The sequence below is a fragment of the Asticcacaulis sp. EMRT-3 genome (assembly GCF_030027245.1).
Classification (GTDB): Bacteria; Pseudomonadota; Alphaproteobacteria; order Caulobacterales; family Caulobacteraceae; genus Asticcacaulis.
Map to the genome: position 1 here is coordinate 753,772 of NZ_JASERT010000001.1, position 14,557 is coordinate 768,328.

Consider the following 14,557-nt stretch of genomic DNA (forward strand, 5'->3'; position numbering starts at 1 on the left):
CCGCCGCTTACGCCGCATCCAGCAGCACAACCTCGGCATCCACAAGCGCCGTGATCTTCAGTTCGGCCTCATCCCTGATCGCCGCACCATCGCGCTCATCCAGCTCGACGCCATTGACCGCAATCCGGCCCTTGGCCACCACCAGATAGAGATGGCGCGTCTGGCCTTCCGGTGCCGTCACCGGCGTGTAGGTTTCAACCTGATCCTTCAAAAAGGTCGCGCCCAGCAACCGCGCCGGTGTGCGGATCGGCAAGGCGTCTTCGTCGCCCTCGAAGCCGGAAGCCAGGGTGACGAACCGGCCCGCGCGGTCGCCCTTGGGGAAGGGTTTGGCACCCCAGGCCGGGGCCGCACCGCGCACCGACGGCTCAACCCAGATCTGGAACAGGCGCGTCAGTTCGGATTCGACATTATATTCGGCATGGCGGATACCGGTGCCCGCTGACATGACTTGCACATCGCCAGCTTCGGTGCGCCCCTTATTGCCCAGCGAATCCTCATGGGTGATCGCCCCGTCGCGCACATAGGTGATGATCTCCATATTGTCGTGCGGGTGCGGCGGAAAACCCGACTGCGCGGCGATCTCGTCATCGTTCCAGACGCGGATCGAACCCCAGCCCATGCGGGCCGGATCATAGTAGCTGGCGAATGAAAAGTGATGCTTGGCGTTGAGCCAGCCGTGATTGGCGCCGCCCAATGTGGTGAAAGCCCGTTTATCGATCATCGCAATTCTCCTTTCGCATCATGGGATGCGAGTCCGTTGACGACCATATAAGTGTAACTGTGTAAATTACAATAGGCGATCAGCCGAGATCGTGCGCACCGCCGCCGGTCTGGCCGCGATGGCGCAAAAAGGCGTCGAGCAGTACACATGACATCATAGCCTCGGCCACCGGAACGGCGCGGATGCCGACGCACGGATCATGACGGCCCTTGGTGCGCAACTCAACCTCATGGCCTTCTATATCGACGCTATGGCGCGGCGTCAGGATGGAGGAGGTGGGCTTGAGCGCCAGACGCGCCACCACCGTCTGGCCGCTGGAAATGCCGCCAAGAATGCCGCCCGCATGATTGGATGAGAAAACAGGCTTTCCGTTTTCCATGCGCATTTCGTCGGCATTTTCCTCGCCTGACAGCATAGCCGCGCCGAATCCATCGCCGATCTCGACGCCCTTGACGGCATTGATGCTCATCAGCGCCATCGCCAGTTCGGAATCGAGCTTGCCATAGATGGGCGCGCCCCAGCCAGCGGGTACGCCTTCAGCCTGTACCTCGACCACGGCACCGATGGAGGAGCCCGCCTTGCGGATGCCGTCGAGATAGTCTTCCCACGGGCCAACGCTGACCGGATCGGGGCAGAAGAAGGCGTTTTCGCTCACCTGAGCCCAGTCCCAGCGCGCCGGATCGATCCTGTGCGCACCCAGTTGCACCAGAGCGCCGCGCACTGTGATGCCGCCTATCAGGGTTTGCAGCACCTTCAGCGCCACCGCGCCCGCCGCTACGCGCGCCGCCGTTTCGCGTGCGCTTGATCTGCCGCCGCCGCGATAATCGCGCACGCCATACTTGGCGAAATAGGTGTAATCGGCATGGCCGGGGCGGAACTGGCGGGCGATTTCGCCGTAGTCCTTCGAGCGTTGGTCGGTATTTTCGATCAGGATCGAGATCGGCGTGCCCGTGGTGACGCCCTCAAACACGCCGGACAGAATCTTCGCCTCATCGGCTTCGTTACGCTGGGTGACGAAGCGCGAGCCGCCGGGTTTGCGCCGATCCATCGCCCACTGGATGTCAGCTTCTGACAAGGGCACGCCCGGCGGGCAGCCGTCGATAACGCAGCCGAGCGCCGGGCCGTGGCTTTCACCCCAGGTGGTGACGCGGAAAAGATGACCGAAACTATTGTGCGACATGATAAAAGGCCCGAAAACTTGCCCGAAAAACTTGCCCGAAAAACTTGTCCTGGGAACTTAGTCTTGGGGCTTTAGCCCTGTTTCCGCCGCGCCGCAAATAAATGATCGCCGTCGCGCAGTCTAAAAGGCCGACAAGGCGCGCTTTTGTTGCCCGTCGGCAGCGAAATTGCCCGGATCGAGCCAGGCTTCCAACCGTGCGCTTAACCGCGGCCAGTCTTCGGCGATGATCGCATACCAGGCCGTATCGCGGCGGCGGCCATGCACGACAGCGGCATTGCGGAACACGCCCTCGAACTGAAAGCCGAAACGCAGGGCCGCCTTGTTGGACGGCACATTGAGCTGGTCGCACTTCCATTCATAGCGCCGGTAGTCGTGGGCAAAAGCATGGCGCGTCATCAGATAGATGGCTTCGGTGGCCGCCGTGGAGCGCCGCAAGGTTGGAGAAAAAGTGACGCCGCCCACCTCGACGCTGCCGTTGGGATAATCATAGCGCATGAAGCTGATCAGCCCCGCAGGCTGGTCGTTTTTCAGGATCACAAAGGTCTGGAAATCGCGGTTGTCGATATAGGTTTGCAAGACCTCGTGCATCTGCGCCGGGCCGGAAAACGGCCCATAGGGCAGGTATGTCCACATGCGTCCATCATCGGCAGCATAGGCCCGGTAAAGCGCTTCGGCAAGGGCGGGGGCGTAGGGCACAAGCTGGCAATAGCGCCCGGTGAGCGGCACATTGGGCAGGCGGGTGCAGGCCTGCCAGTCAGGCAAAGCCTTGCCGATCGGATCACCGAAAGCATTGTGGCGGACGCCTAATGATGGACTCAAATTCTCATAAGGCTGGCTCATGAAGCCCATCTTTGCCGGAAAGCATTGAGCGCATAGCTTGTCTGCTGGCCTGCAAGAGGCAGGGCTTCCAGCCGGATATAGAGATCGCCGGCCGGGGCGGTTTCGCTGGCGGGCAGGCCTTTACCCTTCAGGCACAGGCTGGCGCCGTGCGGAATATCGCGGTCAACCTGAATCGATTGCGGGCCCGCAGGCGTGTCGATCATGGCCGCGCCGCCATAACGCAGTAGGTAGGGATCGAGCCAGGCCGTCATCCAGATGTCGTCGCCCCAGACGCGCATGTCATCGCCGGGCGCGATACGGATGTGAAAACGCGCATGGCCGCCATTTGACAAGGGCAGGCGCACCTTGTCATCGTCGCGCAGGCCCGCAGGCAGGGTGACATGCAGTTGCACCATCTGGGTCAGCGAGGTCAGGCTGTCGCCGCTGCGGTAAAATTCGAGCGCCGGGGCTTCGATCCGTATTTGGCCACCGTGGATCGCCTGCGTCATATCGATGGTCAGGAGCAGGGCGCTGCTGTCGAGGCGGGGCGCATCAAAATCAAAGGCGTCCGACGCGATGCGGGCGGGGTGCAGCAAAAGGTCGCGGGCCAGAATCAGGCGGCGCAGGGCGGTGTCATCGCCGCCGACCCGGTCAGGATGCACCTGTTTGATGCGGGCGCGAAAAGCGGCACGGATCGTTTCATGATGGAAGGAGGCGTTGAGATCGTGTGCGTTCAGGCCGAGAGCGGAAAGCGCTGCGGATTGTCCCGGTTCATCTGTCTGTTTATCTTGCGCGGCCATCTTGAGTTTCTTCTTCCCGGCGTCCATGCTGACAGCACTGGCGGCGGCGATCCTTCTGATGCCGCTGGCCTTTCCACAATGCCCCGATGATGGTTTGCAAAGTCTTAACATGTCTCAAGACCCGTTGATTCCCGACAGCCCTTCCGCCGATGATTATGCGAAGGCCCATGCCGCCCATGAGGGCGAAATAGATGCCGGTGAGCCCTTCGCCCTGTTCGCCCAGTGGCTGAAAGACGCCACGGCAAAAGAGGTTAACGACCCCAATGCGATGGCTGTGGCCACGGTGGACGAAGAGGGGATGCCCGATCTGCGCATGGTGTTGCTGAAGGATTTCGACGCGCAAGGCTTTGTTTTTTACACCAATACGCACAGCGCCAAGGGGCGGCAATTGCTGGGCCAGCCAAAGGCCGCGCTGTTATTTCACTGGAAATCGCTGCGCCGTCAGGTACGTATTCGTGGCGAGGTGACACGAGTGAGCGATGCCGAGGCCGACGCCTATTTCCAGAGCCGCGCCCGCCAGAGCCAGATCGGCGCCTGGGCCTCGGATCAGTCGCAACCGCTGGAAAGCCGGTTTGCGCTCGAAAAAAAGGTGGCGGAATATGGCCTGAAGTTCGGCCTTGGCAAGATCGACCGCCCGCCACACTGGACGGGCTTTCGCGTCGCGCCCCTGAGCGTGGAATTCTGGCGCGACAAGCCTTTCCGGCTGCATGAGCGTGTGTTGTTCCAGCGCGAATCCAGCGATGCAGGCTGGACACGCGGCAAGCTCTATCCCTGAATCGATACCCGCTGTGCCGCAGGGCCGCACCTTGAAACCCGGCTTGCGATCCTTTAGAGTGGTTTGCATTCTGATTGAATGGGTCAAAGGCATGCAAACCGCTCTACATTTTACGTTTTTCCGCATCTCGCATTCAATTTGTAAGTCAAATTAAACGCTCGTTGCTCTAGCATGAGGCGATAAGGCGAGAGCGACATATAACCTCAGGTGAATCAAAAGGCATGATCGGCTTTTAATTTCGCGCACCAAAGGTTTTAGCGTGACGCGCCATCCATCAGGGTTAAGTCTGCGCCGTTCTCCATCATGGCCAGCCAGAACAGGGAATAGTCCTCGTGACCGATGCGCCCCCAGACCATCCACATAACCATCGTAAAAGCCAGGTGCTGAGCCTGGCGCAGGTGGCGTTGGTTCTGTCGCTTTTGCTGCCGCTGGTTCTGTTTGTGATCATGATGGCGACGCATATAGGCTATCTCGATTATAAGCTCGGCTTCATGACGCTTACTCTTAATTATGGCTCGAAACTGGCCATGATCATTTTGGGAATTTCGGGTCTGTCCTTGCTGATTTCCCTTTTCATGGCCCCGGTGCGTTATGGGCCCTGGGCACTGGCCGCTGTGGTGATTTCAGGCGCGGTGCTGGGCGGCTACGCCCTTTATGACAGAGCCCTGAAAACCTATCCGCCGATCTATGATGTATCGACCAACTGGGATCGCCCGCTCAGCATGTCGGACAAACTGCTGGCCGATCGCGGCCCGGACGCCCTGCCGGTTGAGGATGCGCCGCGCGTGCCGGCCAATGAATCGGTCGATTGGGGCGGCAAGACGGTGGCTTCGATCAATGCCGCCACCTGCCCGGACGCGCGCACATTGAAGGTCAGGGATATTACAGCCGATCAGATCGTCGCCATGCTGAAGGCCAGCCACAATTATCAGGTTTTCGGCGTGGCGCCCTGGCGGGTGGAAGCCACCTATCAGGATAATTTCTACGGTTTCAAATCCGATCTCGTGATCCGCATCGACCCTGACGGCATCGATTTGCGTTCGGTTGATCGTGAAAACCCGCGCGATCTGGGCGGCAATTGCCGACGGATTGTGGCGATTCTCAAAAAATTGAAAGCGATGTAAAGGCGCCCTTCAGAGCGCTTGACGGGCGCGATTCTTGCTATTGACCGCACAAGGTTGCAGCAAGGAATGTCTGATGATCACCGATACGGTTTTGTTTGTGTCAAAGCGGTCCCAACGCTGGCTGGCGGCGTTTCTCGGTCTTGTTTTGATACATGTGGCGGTGGCCAGTTGCACGCCGGAACCGGTAGCGCCAATGATGGCGCGGATTATCGTGCAGCACTGATGTTTCGGCAGATGGCGTCAAAAAAGCCGTCGGATCACCGGCGGCTTTTTTGTTCAGCGGCCTGAGGTCTGGTAGGCGGGCGGTGCCATGACCGTGGCACCGTCTTCGCGCAGGCGTTCATCGGCCATCTGGTTCATCATCGCTTCGGCTTTAGGATCGGTCATGGCCCAACCGAGGAAGGACAGGGCCTTGAAGCCCGACAGGCTCATCTGAATCCCCTGACGGCCCTTGCCAAAAAGGGATGTCTGCGTGTCGTAATCGACCAGTTTCACAGCGGCACCAGCATCGATGTGCGCCAGGGACTTGGCCGTATCGACCGCATCATAGAAGCCACCCACCTTATCAACCAGATGCAGGCCCGCCGCCTGAGCGCCGGTCCAGACCCGCCCCCTGGCGATGTCGCGCACCGTGGCTTCCGGCAGGTTACGGCCTTCGGCGACATGGGTGACGAAGCCATTATAGATCTGGTCGATCCAGCCGGAGAGGGCGGCGCGCTGCGCCGGTGTGAAACCCTGTGCCGGGCTATAGGCCTGGCTGTAGGGGCTGCCGACCGAAATATCACGCAGATCGACGCCGAAGCGGCTCAGGGCGTCGCCATAGGCGAACTTGCCGCCAAACACGCCGATTGAACCGGTCAGGGTGCTCGGATTGGCGACGATGGCGCTGGCGCCCGCCGAAATCCAGTAACCGCCGGAAGCGGCATAGTCACCCATCGACACCACCACCGGCTTGCCCGCCAGCTTGGCTGCCTTCATCGCCGAGGCAATCTGTTCGGAGGCCGTGTCGGAACCGCCAGGCGACGACAAACGGAAGATGATGGCCTTGACATTCTTGTCCTTGGCGGCGGCAAAAAAGGCATCCGACACATTATCGGAAAGCATTTGCGGATTGCCGCCGAGGCCCGAACCGCCCTTGCCGGTCATGATCGCGCCTTCGCCATTGATCAGGGCGATGGTCTGGCCAGAGGCAGGCTTCAGCGTCTTTTCATAATCATCGATGTCCATCAGCTTGGCATTGTCGCCATGCTTCAGCGCCGCGTTCTCGGCATCCTGCACCTGGCCGAGATGATCGACCAGCTTGAGCTGCATGGCCTGTTCGGCACCGTAGGGCCCCGCTTCGAGCGTGGCGCGCAGCTTGACCGGATCCATGCGGCGATCATGGGCGATGTCGCCCAGCATGTCATTATAGATGCCGTTCATCCAGCCAAGCGTGGCTTCGCGGTGAGCGGGCGTGTAATTGTCATAAAGATAGGGATTGACGGCGTTCTTGAATTCGTAGCGCTGCTCATATTCGGCCTTGACGCCGTACTTGTCGAAGGCGCGCTTCAAAAACATGGTCGAGGTCGAGATGCCCGTCACCTGAAACGAGGCGCGCGGCTGCATCCATAATTCGCTGGCTGATGCGCCCAGCATATAAGACGCCACCACCATCGTATCGGGATAGAGGCCCTGGCTGTGGGCGATCACCGGCTTATTGGCCTTGCGCATATAGGCGAAGGCGTCGCGTATTTCTTCGGCGGCGGCGGGGGATATGCCGCCTTCGGGCAGGCGCACGAACACGGCCTTGACGTGGGGATCATCGGCGGCGCTGTGCAGGGTGGTGACGACATCCATCGTCGATAAGCCGCCACCGGTCAGGAAGTCGAGCGGCTGGTGCGTGCTCTGGTCGGTCATCTTCTGGCGCAGGTCGAGCGACAGTACGACATCGCCGCTCACCTTGGGATGCGAAGCTGCCGCGATCATCGACACCACCGCCACCGGCACGCCCACCAGCACGAACAGCATGGCCAGAACCACGGCCGAGAAGGTAATAAAGAACTGCTTCATGAAAATTCCGTTGTCCCCCCGGCGGTCACGGGCCGTATGTGCCGGAAAAAGACCATAGCTGTAATTGTATCAAGGTCAAATGAACAGGCGGCGTCGCAAGCGATTACGGCTGTCATGTGGATATGGAGCCACCCTGGGTGTCAGAATTTCGTACGGCCCGCAGGGTGCTTTTTGGGCGCATTATGGGCATGGAGCGGCGCGCCGAGGCAATGCGGGCAGGACTGACCCTGCACATAGGCCGGATGCGCCTGATCTTCGGCGGTCAGGGCGTGATCGCAGTGCAGGCACAGGGTGGCTGTGCGCGAGGGCTGGAGCTGATGATCAACGGCGATGCGCTCATCGAATACGAAGCATTCGCCCTGCCAGAGGGAGTCTTCGGGCTTTACGTCTTCGAGATACTGCAAAATGCCGCCCTTGAGGTGATAAACCTCCTCAAAGCCCTGATCGATCAGCCAGGCCGTATATTTCTCGCAGCGTATGCCGCCGGTGCAGAAGGTAGCGATCTTGCGCCCTTTCAGGGCATCGGCATGATCGTGCGTCCATTGCGGCAGATGTTTGAAATTGGGGATGTCGGGATCGATGGCGCCCCGGAAGGTGCCGAGATTGACCTCATAATCATTGCGCGTATCGACGATCACCACATCGTCGCGCTGGATCAGGGCGTTCCAGTCGGCCGGATCGACATATTGACCGAAACGCCGCATCGAAACCGGTTCGCCCAGCGAAATGGTTTCCTTCTTCAGCCGCACCCGCGCCTTACCGAAGGGTTGGAAGTCGGCATAGGATTCCTTCCAGCGGATCGGCGCGCCCACCACCTCGTCCTGTAACCAGCCGAGGAAGCCGTCAATGGCTTTGCGCGTGCCGGACAGGGTCGAGTTAACGCCTTCGCGGGTGATGAGTAGCGACCCCTTGATGCCGGCATCCTGCAAACGCGCCAGCAGCGGAGCCTGCATCGCTTCGAAATCCGGGAAATCGAAGAAATGATAAAAGGCGGCAATGACAAATGCGGGAGCGGGAGCATGATCGGACATATGCGCCGCCTATCATAAACTTACAGATAGCGCCAGTTGCGGATAAAGGCGGCCTGTCCGTGGCGCACGCCGTCTTCATCCGTGACGTTCCATAACACGGTCTGGTCGATCATGAAGCGCCTGCCGGTGCTGGAGATACGCACGCCGCTGTAAGAATCAACCCAGCCCTTGCCGAGCGCTTCACGCAGCAGGGCGTCGCGGTCGGCCTGAACATCGCCGCGCGCTTCGGCGCTGAGGCGCGAGGGCAGGCGCGTAAAGGCCTCCCAGTCCATCTCCCACAGGCTCAGGGCCTGGGCATTGGCATAGCGAAAAACAGGGTCTGTCTGCGTGCCGTGCGATACGATGGCCTGCGGTGCGGCAAACAGCGATTCGGCGAGAGCGGAATCGCTCAGGTCTTCAGCGCCAGCCACGAGCAACTGTCCGGTAAGGCGCGCGAAGCTCTTCGCCAGCAGGCGGGCATAGCGCTGTTGCGCAAGGGTCAAATGAGGTTTCATGTGCCTTATCAAACGGCTTCGCCTTAGGAAGGCAAGCGTTGACGCATCTGTTCACAGGAAAAGCGCGCTCACCGTGCCGCCTTGGTGAAAAAGTTATTGCGAGGGATTGCTTTACACAAAACCTTGCGCTATCTCCACGGCCTCCCGCAGGCAAGCCTTGTGGGATACCGGCTTAGTGCTGGGGAATGGTGTAATGGTAACACTCCGGTTTTTGGTACCGTCATTCTAGGTTCGAGTCCTAGTTCCCCAGCCAGTCAGTTTCAATTTTTCCAAACAATAAGCTTCTTGTCGGCAACCTGTGTGTCGAGCCGATTTGCGTCTTATTCGACAGAGCCATCTGCAATAAAAAACCGCCGCGAGAAGCATCGCGGCGGTTTTTTATTGCAATTGAATGTCTGAACCTAGAGCAACGAGCGTTTAATTTGACTTACAAATTGAATGCGAGATGCGGAAAAACGTAAAATATAGAGCGGATTGCATTCCTTTGACCGATTCAATCAGAATGCAGACCGCTCTAGAACTGGAACCGGGCGCGCAGGGCCAGGCTGATATTGGTGTAGGCGTCCTGCTTTTCGTAGCCGCCTTCCAGCCCGAAGTAGCTGTAGCGATTATCCACCGTCAGGCGGAAACCGGCGACGGGGCCGCCGCCCTTGATATTGCCTGCTGACAGGGTGAACGGATCGCCGCCGGTGAAGTTGGCGACTGTATCGGGCAGTTGCGCCGAGACATTCTCCTTCCAGCCCACCCAGAGTTCGGGCTTCAGGAACATGCGGTTATAGCTGACATTGATGACAGCCTGCGAGGTGAGCAGATGTCCGTCACGCTTGGCGATATTCAGATCGAAATAATCGCCGCCGCCAGTTTCGCTGTGCTTGGCTTCACTCAGATTATAATAGTCGGCACTGATTTCGGGGCGCAGGCCAATCGAGCCGATATTATATTGATACGAGGCACCGATGCCCGCACTGGTCGACATACCGTTCCATTTGGCCTTGGCGATGTGATTGACATTCGGCGTCAGCAGTTCGCGCGTGGCGTCGAACTGCGTATAACCGGCACCGGCATTCAGCCAGCCTTTGAAGCCATTGCTGTTGATGCGCCAGTAGGCACCGAGCGTCAGATCGGAATTGTTCATATTGTTGTTGGCGATGGCGAAGGTCGGCAGGGGCGTGGCCGTCGTGTACGACAGATAGCCACCGATCATCTGGTTGCCATAGACCTGCCGTTCGCGGCCACCGGCAAAGCTGAAGCCCGTGGCCTTGAAGCCGGCGGTTTCGCCATATTCACGCTTGGTCTGGAAGCCGTGTTCCTGGAACCACCACTGACCGGCATTATTGTCGGGCACAAGCGTCAGATCAGCCAGTGTCTGCGTCAGGGCCTGAGCGCCCTGCGCCAGGGTCAGCATGTTTTCGCCCGAATAATCGGGGAAATACTGATTATAGACCTGATCGAATCCGGCCTTGTTGGTCTGGCTGAGCAGTGAGGTTTCGGCACCGGGATCTTGCGAGGCGGCGGTCAGAATCGGCACGAGCGCCGCATACTGGTCAGCGGAATATTGCGCTTCGGCCTGGGTCTTCAGTCGGAAATTGGCGGTCAGTACGGTGTCGGTGGAATTCAGGGCCAGATCAGCATGGTAGAGATAGGGAATCTGGCCGTCGAGCGTCGAGGTTGTCATCGAACCGAGATTGATATTCGACGCTGTCAGCAAGGTGAAGCTGGTCGGATTCAGGATCAGCTTGCTGGCGGTCAGATCGATCAGGGCACCATTATCGAAGACCGCTGTGCCGCTGTCTTTCAGAATGGCATTGGTCGGATCGTCGGGATTGAGCGTCAGGATGATTGTGCTGGTGCCCCCGACATGCAGGCTGCTCAGGTTGAGCATCGAGCCTTCCGCCAGACCGAGATTGCCGTCGCTCACATCGAGCGCCACGGTGCCTGTGCCGGTCGCCGTGCCGAGATAAGTGGCCTTACCGGTCAGGGTAAAGCTGTTGGCCCCGCCGCCGAAATCGATATTGCCTAAAATGCTGCCGCCATTCGAGGTGATCGAATCATTACCCGAACCGAGCAGGATATCGCCGACAATATAGGGTGCGGCGATGGTGTCGTCCGTAGGCGCTGTATCGGTCTGAACCAGTGTCAGGCCCACCGTATTGGTATGGGTGTCGATGGCGATGCCACGGTGCAGAACTGTATCGACGACGCCGTCACCGTTATCGTCGGTGCCGGTGATCGCCGCCGAAATAAAGTTATTATTGATAATGCTGGTCAGCGTGTTGGACTGATCGCGAATGGCGGTGGCGAAACTGGTCGACCCGGTGGCCGAAGCCGTGATCGCGCCACCGACATTGATCTGAACGGTGGGCAGGGAGGCACCGGAAGCGATGTCGAGCGCCAGCGCGCTGCCGGGAATCGGCGTGGAATAGGTGGTGGTACCATTGGTGGCCGTCGTGGCGGTGACCGCGCTGGAAGCTGAACCTGTCAAAGCTCCCGAAATGTCGAGCAGGGGGGTGGAAGCACCGCTTTGCATGGCCAGGCCCGTCGCCGTGCCGCCATAGGCCTGCCCCACGACGGAACCACCGATACCGATGGCATTGGCGATATTGACGGCATGGCCCAGACCTCCGATCTGAACGCCCGTGCCATTGACATTCTGATAAACGCCCGAACCGGTGACAGAACCGCGGATCCACAAGCCGTAATTCAGGCTGGGCGGTGTGACGGCGTTGGCCGAATAGACCAGGCCGCCCAGGCTGATGTCCTGTGCCGCCGAGCCGACCAGCAGGGCAGGCGCGCTGCCATATTGGGTGAGTTTGGCGGTGGTTGTTTCAATACTGTCAGTAATGCCGTCACCGTCCTGATCGGTGCTGGTATTGGTGGAATCGATGGTGGGTGTAACGTTCAGCAGCACGCCATGCGCGACATTGCCGGAAATGGTGACGAGTGCGCCGTCCTGATACAGGTCGTCAGGTGTCTTAAGTATATTGGCCAGGGTGTCGCCGGTCGTTCCGCCCGTCGAAGCGTAGCCCGTACCGGAATAGGTGCCGTTGATGATGATATTATTGCCAAAATCACCGTTTAAGGCGACGCCCTGGCTGTCCTTGCCCTGATAGTTCAGGGTGCCGCTTAAATAGACTGTATCGCTGGCACCATTATCGAGAGCGATGCCGCGGGTATTGTTGCCGGTCATGGTCAAGGTGCCGGCATAGGAAAACTTGCCCTGAATATTGTTTTCGAAACGAATGCCGTAGCTATTGTCGCCCGTCACCAGCAGCGTGCCGGCGGCAGCAAAATCACCAGTATAGGCCGCCCCGGTCAGGGAGTGGATGCCATAGCGCTGGATGCCGTCGGCGAAAGGCCCGTCAAGGATGCCGTCAGAAACCAGTGTGCCCGTCGAATCCTTGAACGAATTCGAATCGGTGGCGGTAAAGGCGCTGTTGGCTGAGATCGTGCCGCCAATCGACAAATCGCCGGTATGGCCGGCATTGATCGCAATGCCCGTCACCGACGCGGTTGATTTTGACAGGTCGAGCGTGCCGTCCAGAATGACGGCATTGTCCGAATCGACCGTGATAGCCGTGCCGGAGGTCAGGGTGATGGAGCCGGACGAATTGACATCGAGGTCGCCGGTTGCCGAGGTTGCGACAGGCGCAGTGGTTGCCGTGGAAATCGTGGTGGCGGCGCTGGCAATGCCTGGCAGGGCAGCAAATGTGGCCAGCACACCCAGACCCAGGCCCAGACCCAGACTAAGGCCCAGATTAAGGCCCAGGCTATGACTAAGGGCGGTTGCGGTCAGAAAACGGGTTTTGCGCATATAATGAAGCTTCCCTGGGGGCTCTTGAATCATGATTGTCCTGGCCAATAGCGATGGGCCTGCGACCGCCAGGCGGTCAGTGCGTCACCTTTAACCTTTATTTGCACAGCCGAAAAGGTGGCAAACGCTCGCTGCGGAACGCTTCCATCGATCATGCGCATTGTGGCGCGCGCGATGGCCCGCCGGAAAGGCCGGTAAAGTCAAAAATAAACAGGGCTTAATTATGACCGCCAGCTTGCAGCTACGCCATGAGGCACACCTCTTTGTCAGCAAAAAGATGCCGGGCAGGACAAGGGCGGATTATCGATAAGAAAAAAGAGGAAAATGCGGGCCACCCATGCTTCAAATCAAGCAAGGGTGGCGCGAGTGACGGGACTCGAACCCGCGACCTTCGGCGTGACAGGCCGACACTCTAACCAACTGAGCTACACCCGCATTTCCTTGTCTCTTCAGCGAAGCGAACCGTTTGTGCGGAAGCCCGTCGAAGAGGTGCGCTTGATAGTTCGCCGCCCATGCCGGTGTCAAGCGCGATATTGCAAATTATCAACAAAATGTTGGATAGGTTGATGTGGCTATGCGAATGGTTTGCAAGTAACCGCGTTCGCTGTGGTGGCGTGGTTAAAAAGTGAAAGAAAATGGCCAAAAGGTCGTTTTTTTGCACTGCAAATGTTTGAAGCTTTCGACAGACTGGTCTAAAGCCTTGAGTCTCGCGATGACGATGCCGGGATTTGTACCGGCATTGAAAGCGCGGATTTTCCTGCACGGGCTGGCCCGTCGGGTTTAAGTCGAGGTGAGCCTTTCATGAATGCCTTTCTTCTGCATTATCTTCCCATCATCATCTTTCTCGGCATAGCGACGGTTCTCGGGCTGGGCTTTATCGTGGCGGCGCTGGTTCTGGCGCCCAAGGCTCCGGACACCGAAAAGTTGTCGGCCTATGAGTGCGGCTTTAATGCCTTCGATTCGGCCCGCCAGAAATTCGACGTGCGCTTCTATCTCATCTCTATTCTGTTTATTGTCTTCGATCTGGAAGCTTCGTTCCTGTTTCCTTGGGCGGTGTCGTTGTTCGACCTGCCCGCCAAGGGTATGCACTTTGCCTTCTGGTCGATGGTGACCTTCCTGGTCGAGCTTGGGCTTGGCTATATCTATGTGTGGAAAAAAGGAGCCCTGGAATGGGAGTAATCATTCCTGCCAATCAGCCTGGGTATGGTCAGGGCGGGCGCTCAGGCGTCGAGGGGTATGACCCCGCTGTCCACGACAAGTTCTTTGAAACCGTCTCGACCGAACTGAACGAGAAGGGGTTCCTGCTCGCTTCGGCCGATGATGTCATCACCTGGGCGCGCACCGGTTCGCTGATGTGGATGACCTTTGGTCTGGCCTGCTGCGCCGTGGAAATGATGCAGGCTTCGATGCCGCGTTACGATATGGAGCGCTTCGGCATGGCGCCGCGCGCCTCACCGCGTCAGTCTGACCTGATGATCGTGGCAGGTACGCTGACCAATAAAATGGCTCCGGCGCTGCGCAAGGTTTACGACCAGATGCCTGATCCGCGCTATGTGCTGTCGATGGGTAGCTGCGCCAATGGCGGCGGCTATTATCACTATTCCTATAGTGTGGTGCGCGGTTGCGACCGGATCGTGCCGGTCGATGTCTATGTGCCCGGCTGTCCGCCGTCGGCAGAAGGCCTGCTCTATGGCTTGTTGCAGCTTCAGAAGAAGATCCGCCGCACCGGCGGCATCCGGCGCTAGGGGGGGCG

13 protein-coding genes and 2 tRNA genes are annotated in these 14,557 nt (G+C 58.9%); 6 read left to right on the top strand and 9 right to left on the bottom strand.

Annotation, left to right across the window (positions count from 1 at the left end; all coding sequences use genetic code 11):
• Nucleotides 1-7: 7 nt before the first annotated feature.
• From QB905_RS03695 to QB905_RS03710, 4 genes are all read right to left on the bottom strand, one after another.
• Entirely contained in the window at nucleotides 8-721 is a 714-nt protein-coding gene (locus QB905_RS03695; RefSeq protein WP_282973215.1) for a pirin family protein, read from the bottom strand.
• A gap of 79 nt (nucleotides 722-800) precedes the next feature.
• Nucleotides 801-1,901 carry a chorismate synthase gene (gene aroC, locus QB905_RS03700; protein ID WP_282973216.1) on the bottom strand — a complete coding sequence of 367 codons (1,101 nt, stop codon included), beginning with the start codon at nucleotides 1,899-1,901 and terminating at the stop codon, nucleotides 801-803.
• A gap of 120 nt (nucleotides 1,902-2,021) precedes the next feature.
• Nucleotides 2,022-2,741: a GNAT family N-acetyltransferase gene (locus QB905_RS03705; protein ID WP_282973217.1), complete on the bottom strand. Its 720-nt coding sequence runs from the start codon at nucleotides 2,739-2,741 to the stop codon at nucleotides 2,022-2,024.
• Nucleotides 2,738-3,520, bottom strand: coding sequence for a DnaJ C-terminal domain-containing protein (locus QB905_RS03710; RefSeq protein WP_282973218.1), 783 nt, complete (start codon nucleotides 3,518-3,520; stop codon nucleotides 2,738-2,740). Before QB905_RS03710 ends, QB905_RS03705 begins: the two co-directional genes overlap by 4 nt.
• Nucleotides 3,521-3,629: 109 nt before the next feature.
• Here QB905_RS03710 and pdxH point away from each other — a divergent pair, with 109 nt between their 5' ends.
• From pdxH to QB905_RS03725, 3 genes are all read left to right on the top strand, one after another.
• Nucleotides 3,630-4,295, top strand: coding sequence for a pyridoxamine 5'-phosphate oxidase (pdxH, locus tag QB905_RS03715; protein ID WP_282975566.1), 666 nt, complete (start codon nucleotides 3,630-3,632; stop codon nucleotides 4,293-4,295).
• A gap of 380 nt (nucleotides 4,296-4,675) precedes the next feature.
• A complete protein-coding gene (locus QB905_RS03720; protein ID WP_282973219.1) occupies nucleotides 4,676-5,419 on the top strand; it encodes a DUF1499 domain-containing protein in 744 nt (247 codons plus the stop codon).
• Nucleotides 5,420-5,492: 73 nt separating this feature from the next.
• Nucleotides 5,493-5,642, top strand: coding sequence for a hypothetical protein (locus QB905_RS03725; protein ID WP_282973220.1), 150 nt, complete (start codon nucleotides 5,493-5,495; stop codon nucleotides 5,640-5,642).
• A 53-nt stretch (nucleotides 5,643-5,695) separates the two neighbouring features.
• On the opposite strand, the gene sppA is transcribed toward QB905_RS03725, so the two are convergent.
• The 3 genes from sppA to QB905_RS03740 form a co-directional block, all read right to left on the bottom strand.
• On the bottom strand, nucleotides 5,696-7,468 hold the full coding sequence (gene sppA, locus QB905_RS03730; protein WP_282973221.1) for a signal peptide peptidase SppA: 1,773 nt from the start codon (nucleotides 7,466-7,468) through the stop codon (nucleotides 5,696-5,698).
• Between the two features lie 140 nt (nucleotides 7,469-7,608).
• Nucleotides 7,609-8,499 carry an oxygen-dependent tRNA uridine(34) hydroxylase TrhO gene (trhO, locus tag QB905_RS03735; protein WP_282973222.1) on the bottom strand — a complete coding sequence of 297 codons (891 nt, stop codon included), beginning with the start codon at nucleotides 8,497-8,499 and terminating at the stop codon, nucleotides 7,609-7,611.
• A gap of 20 nt (nucleotides 8,500-8,519) precedes the next feature.
• Nucleotides 8,520-8,981, bottom strand: a complete 462-nt coding sequence (locus QB905_RS03740; RefSeq protein ID WP_282973223.1) for an MEKHLA domain-containing protein — start codon at nucleotides 8,979-8,981, stop codon at nucleotides 8,520-8,522.
• 191 nt (nucleotides 8,982-9,172) lie between these two features.
• On the opposite strand from QB905_RS03740, the gene QB905_RS03745 reads away from it, so the two are divergent.
• Nucleotides 9,173-9,246, top strand: a tRNA-Gln gene (locus tag QB905_RS03745).
• Nucleotides 9,247-9,507: 261 nt separating this feature from the next.
• Here QB905_RS03745 and QB905_RS03750 read toward each other — a convergent pair.
• Together QB905_RS03750 and QB905_RS03755 are read right to left on the bottom strand one after the other, a co-directional pair.
• On the bottom strand, nucleotides 9,508-12,804 hold the full coding sequence (locus tag QB905_RS03750) for an autotransporter domain-containing protein (protein ID WP_282973224.1): 3,297 nt from the start codon (nucleotides 12,802-12,804) through the stop codon (nucleotides 9,508-9,510).
• A gap of 358 nt (nucleotides 12,805-13,162) precedes the next feature.
• Nucleotides 13,163-13,239: transfer RNA gene (locus tag QB905_RS03755), tRNA-Asp, on the bottom strand.
• Nucleotides 13,240-13,605: 366 nt separating this feature from the next.
• On the opposite strand from QB905_RS03755, the gene QB905_RS03760 reads away from it, so the two are divergent.
• Both QB905_RS03760 and QB905_RS03765 read left to right on the top strand, forming a co-directional pair.
• Entirely contained in the window at nucleotides 13,606-13,983 is a 378-nt protein-coding gene (locus tag QB905_RS03760) for an NADH-quinone oxidoreductase subunit A (protein WP_282973225.1), read from the top strand.
• Nucleotides 13,974-14,549 carry a NuoB/complex I 20 kDa subunit family protein gene (locus QB905_RS03765; protein ID WP_461781762.1) on the top strand — a complete coding sequence of 192 codons (576 nt, stop codon included), beginning with the start codon at nucleotides 13,974-13,976 and terminating at the stop codon, nucleotides 14,547-14,549. The genes QB905_RS03760 and QB905_RS03765 overlap by 10 nt, the downstream gene beginning before the upstream one ends.
• Nucleotides 14,550-14,557 lie beyond the last annotated feature (8 nt).

What these genes read in the sequence shown, in the direction of transcription:
- QB905_RS03765 (WP_461781762.1), top strand. Translation starts at nt 13,974, where the DNA reads ATGGGAGTAATCATTCCTGCCAATCAGCCTGGGTATGGTCAGGGCGGG.
- aroC (WP_282973216.1), bottom strand. Translation starts at nt 1,901, where the DNA reads ATGTCGCACAATAGTTTCGGTCATCTTTTCCGCGTCACCACCTGGGGT.
- QB905_RS03725 (WP_282973220.1), top strand. Translation starts at nt 5,493, where the DNA reads ATGATCACCGATACGGTTTTGTTTGTGTCAAAGCGGTCCCAACGCTGG.
- sppA (WP_282973221.1), bottom strand. Translation starts at nt 7,468, where the DNA reads ATGAAGCAGTTCTTTATTACCTTCTCGGCCGTGGTTCTGGCCATGCTG.
- QB905_RS03705 (WP_282973217.1), bottom strand. Translation starts at nt 2,741, where the DNA reads ATGAGCCAGCCTTATGAGAATTTGAGTCCATCATTAGGCGTCCGCCAC.
- QB905_RS03750 (WP_282973224.1), bottom strand. Translation starts at nt 12,804, where the DNA reads ATGCGCAAAACCCGTTTTCTGACCGCAACCGCCCTTAGTCATAGCCTG.
- QB905_RS03710 (WP_282973218.1), bottom strand. Translation starts at nt 3,520, where the DNA reads ATGGCCGCGCAAGATAAACAGACAGATGAACCGGGACAATCCGCAGCG.
- pdxH (WP_282975566.1), top strand. Translation starts at nt 3,630, where the DNA reads ATGTCTCAAGACCCGTTGATTCCCGACAGCCCTTCCGCCGATGATTAT.
- QB905_RS03760 (WP_282973225.1), top strand. Translation starts at nt 13,606, where the DNA reads ATGAATGCCTTTCTTCTGCATTATCTTCCCATCATCATCTTTCTCGGC.
- trhO (WP_282973222.1), bottom strand. Translation starts at nt 8,499, where the DNA reads ATGTCCGATCATGCTCCCGCTCCCGCATTTGTCATTGCCGCCTTTTAT.
- QB905_RS03695 (WP_282973215.1), bottom strand. Translation starts at nt 721, where the DNA reads ATGATCGATAAACGGGCTTTCACCACATTGGGCGGCGCCAATCACGGC.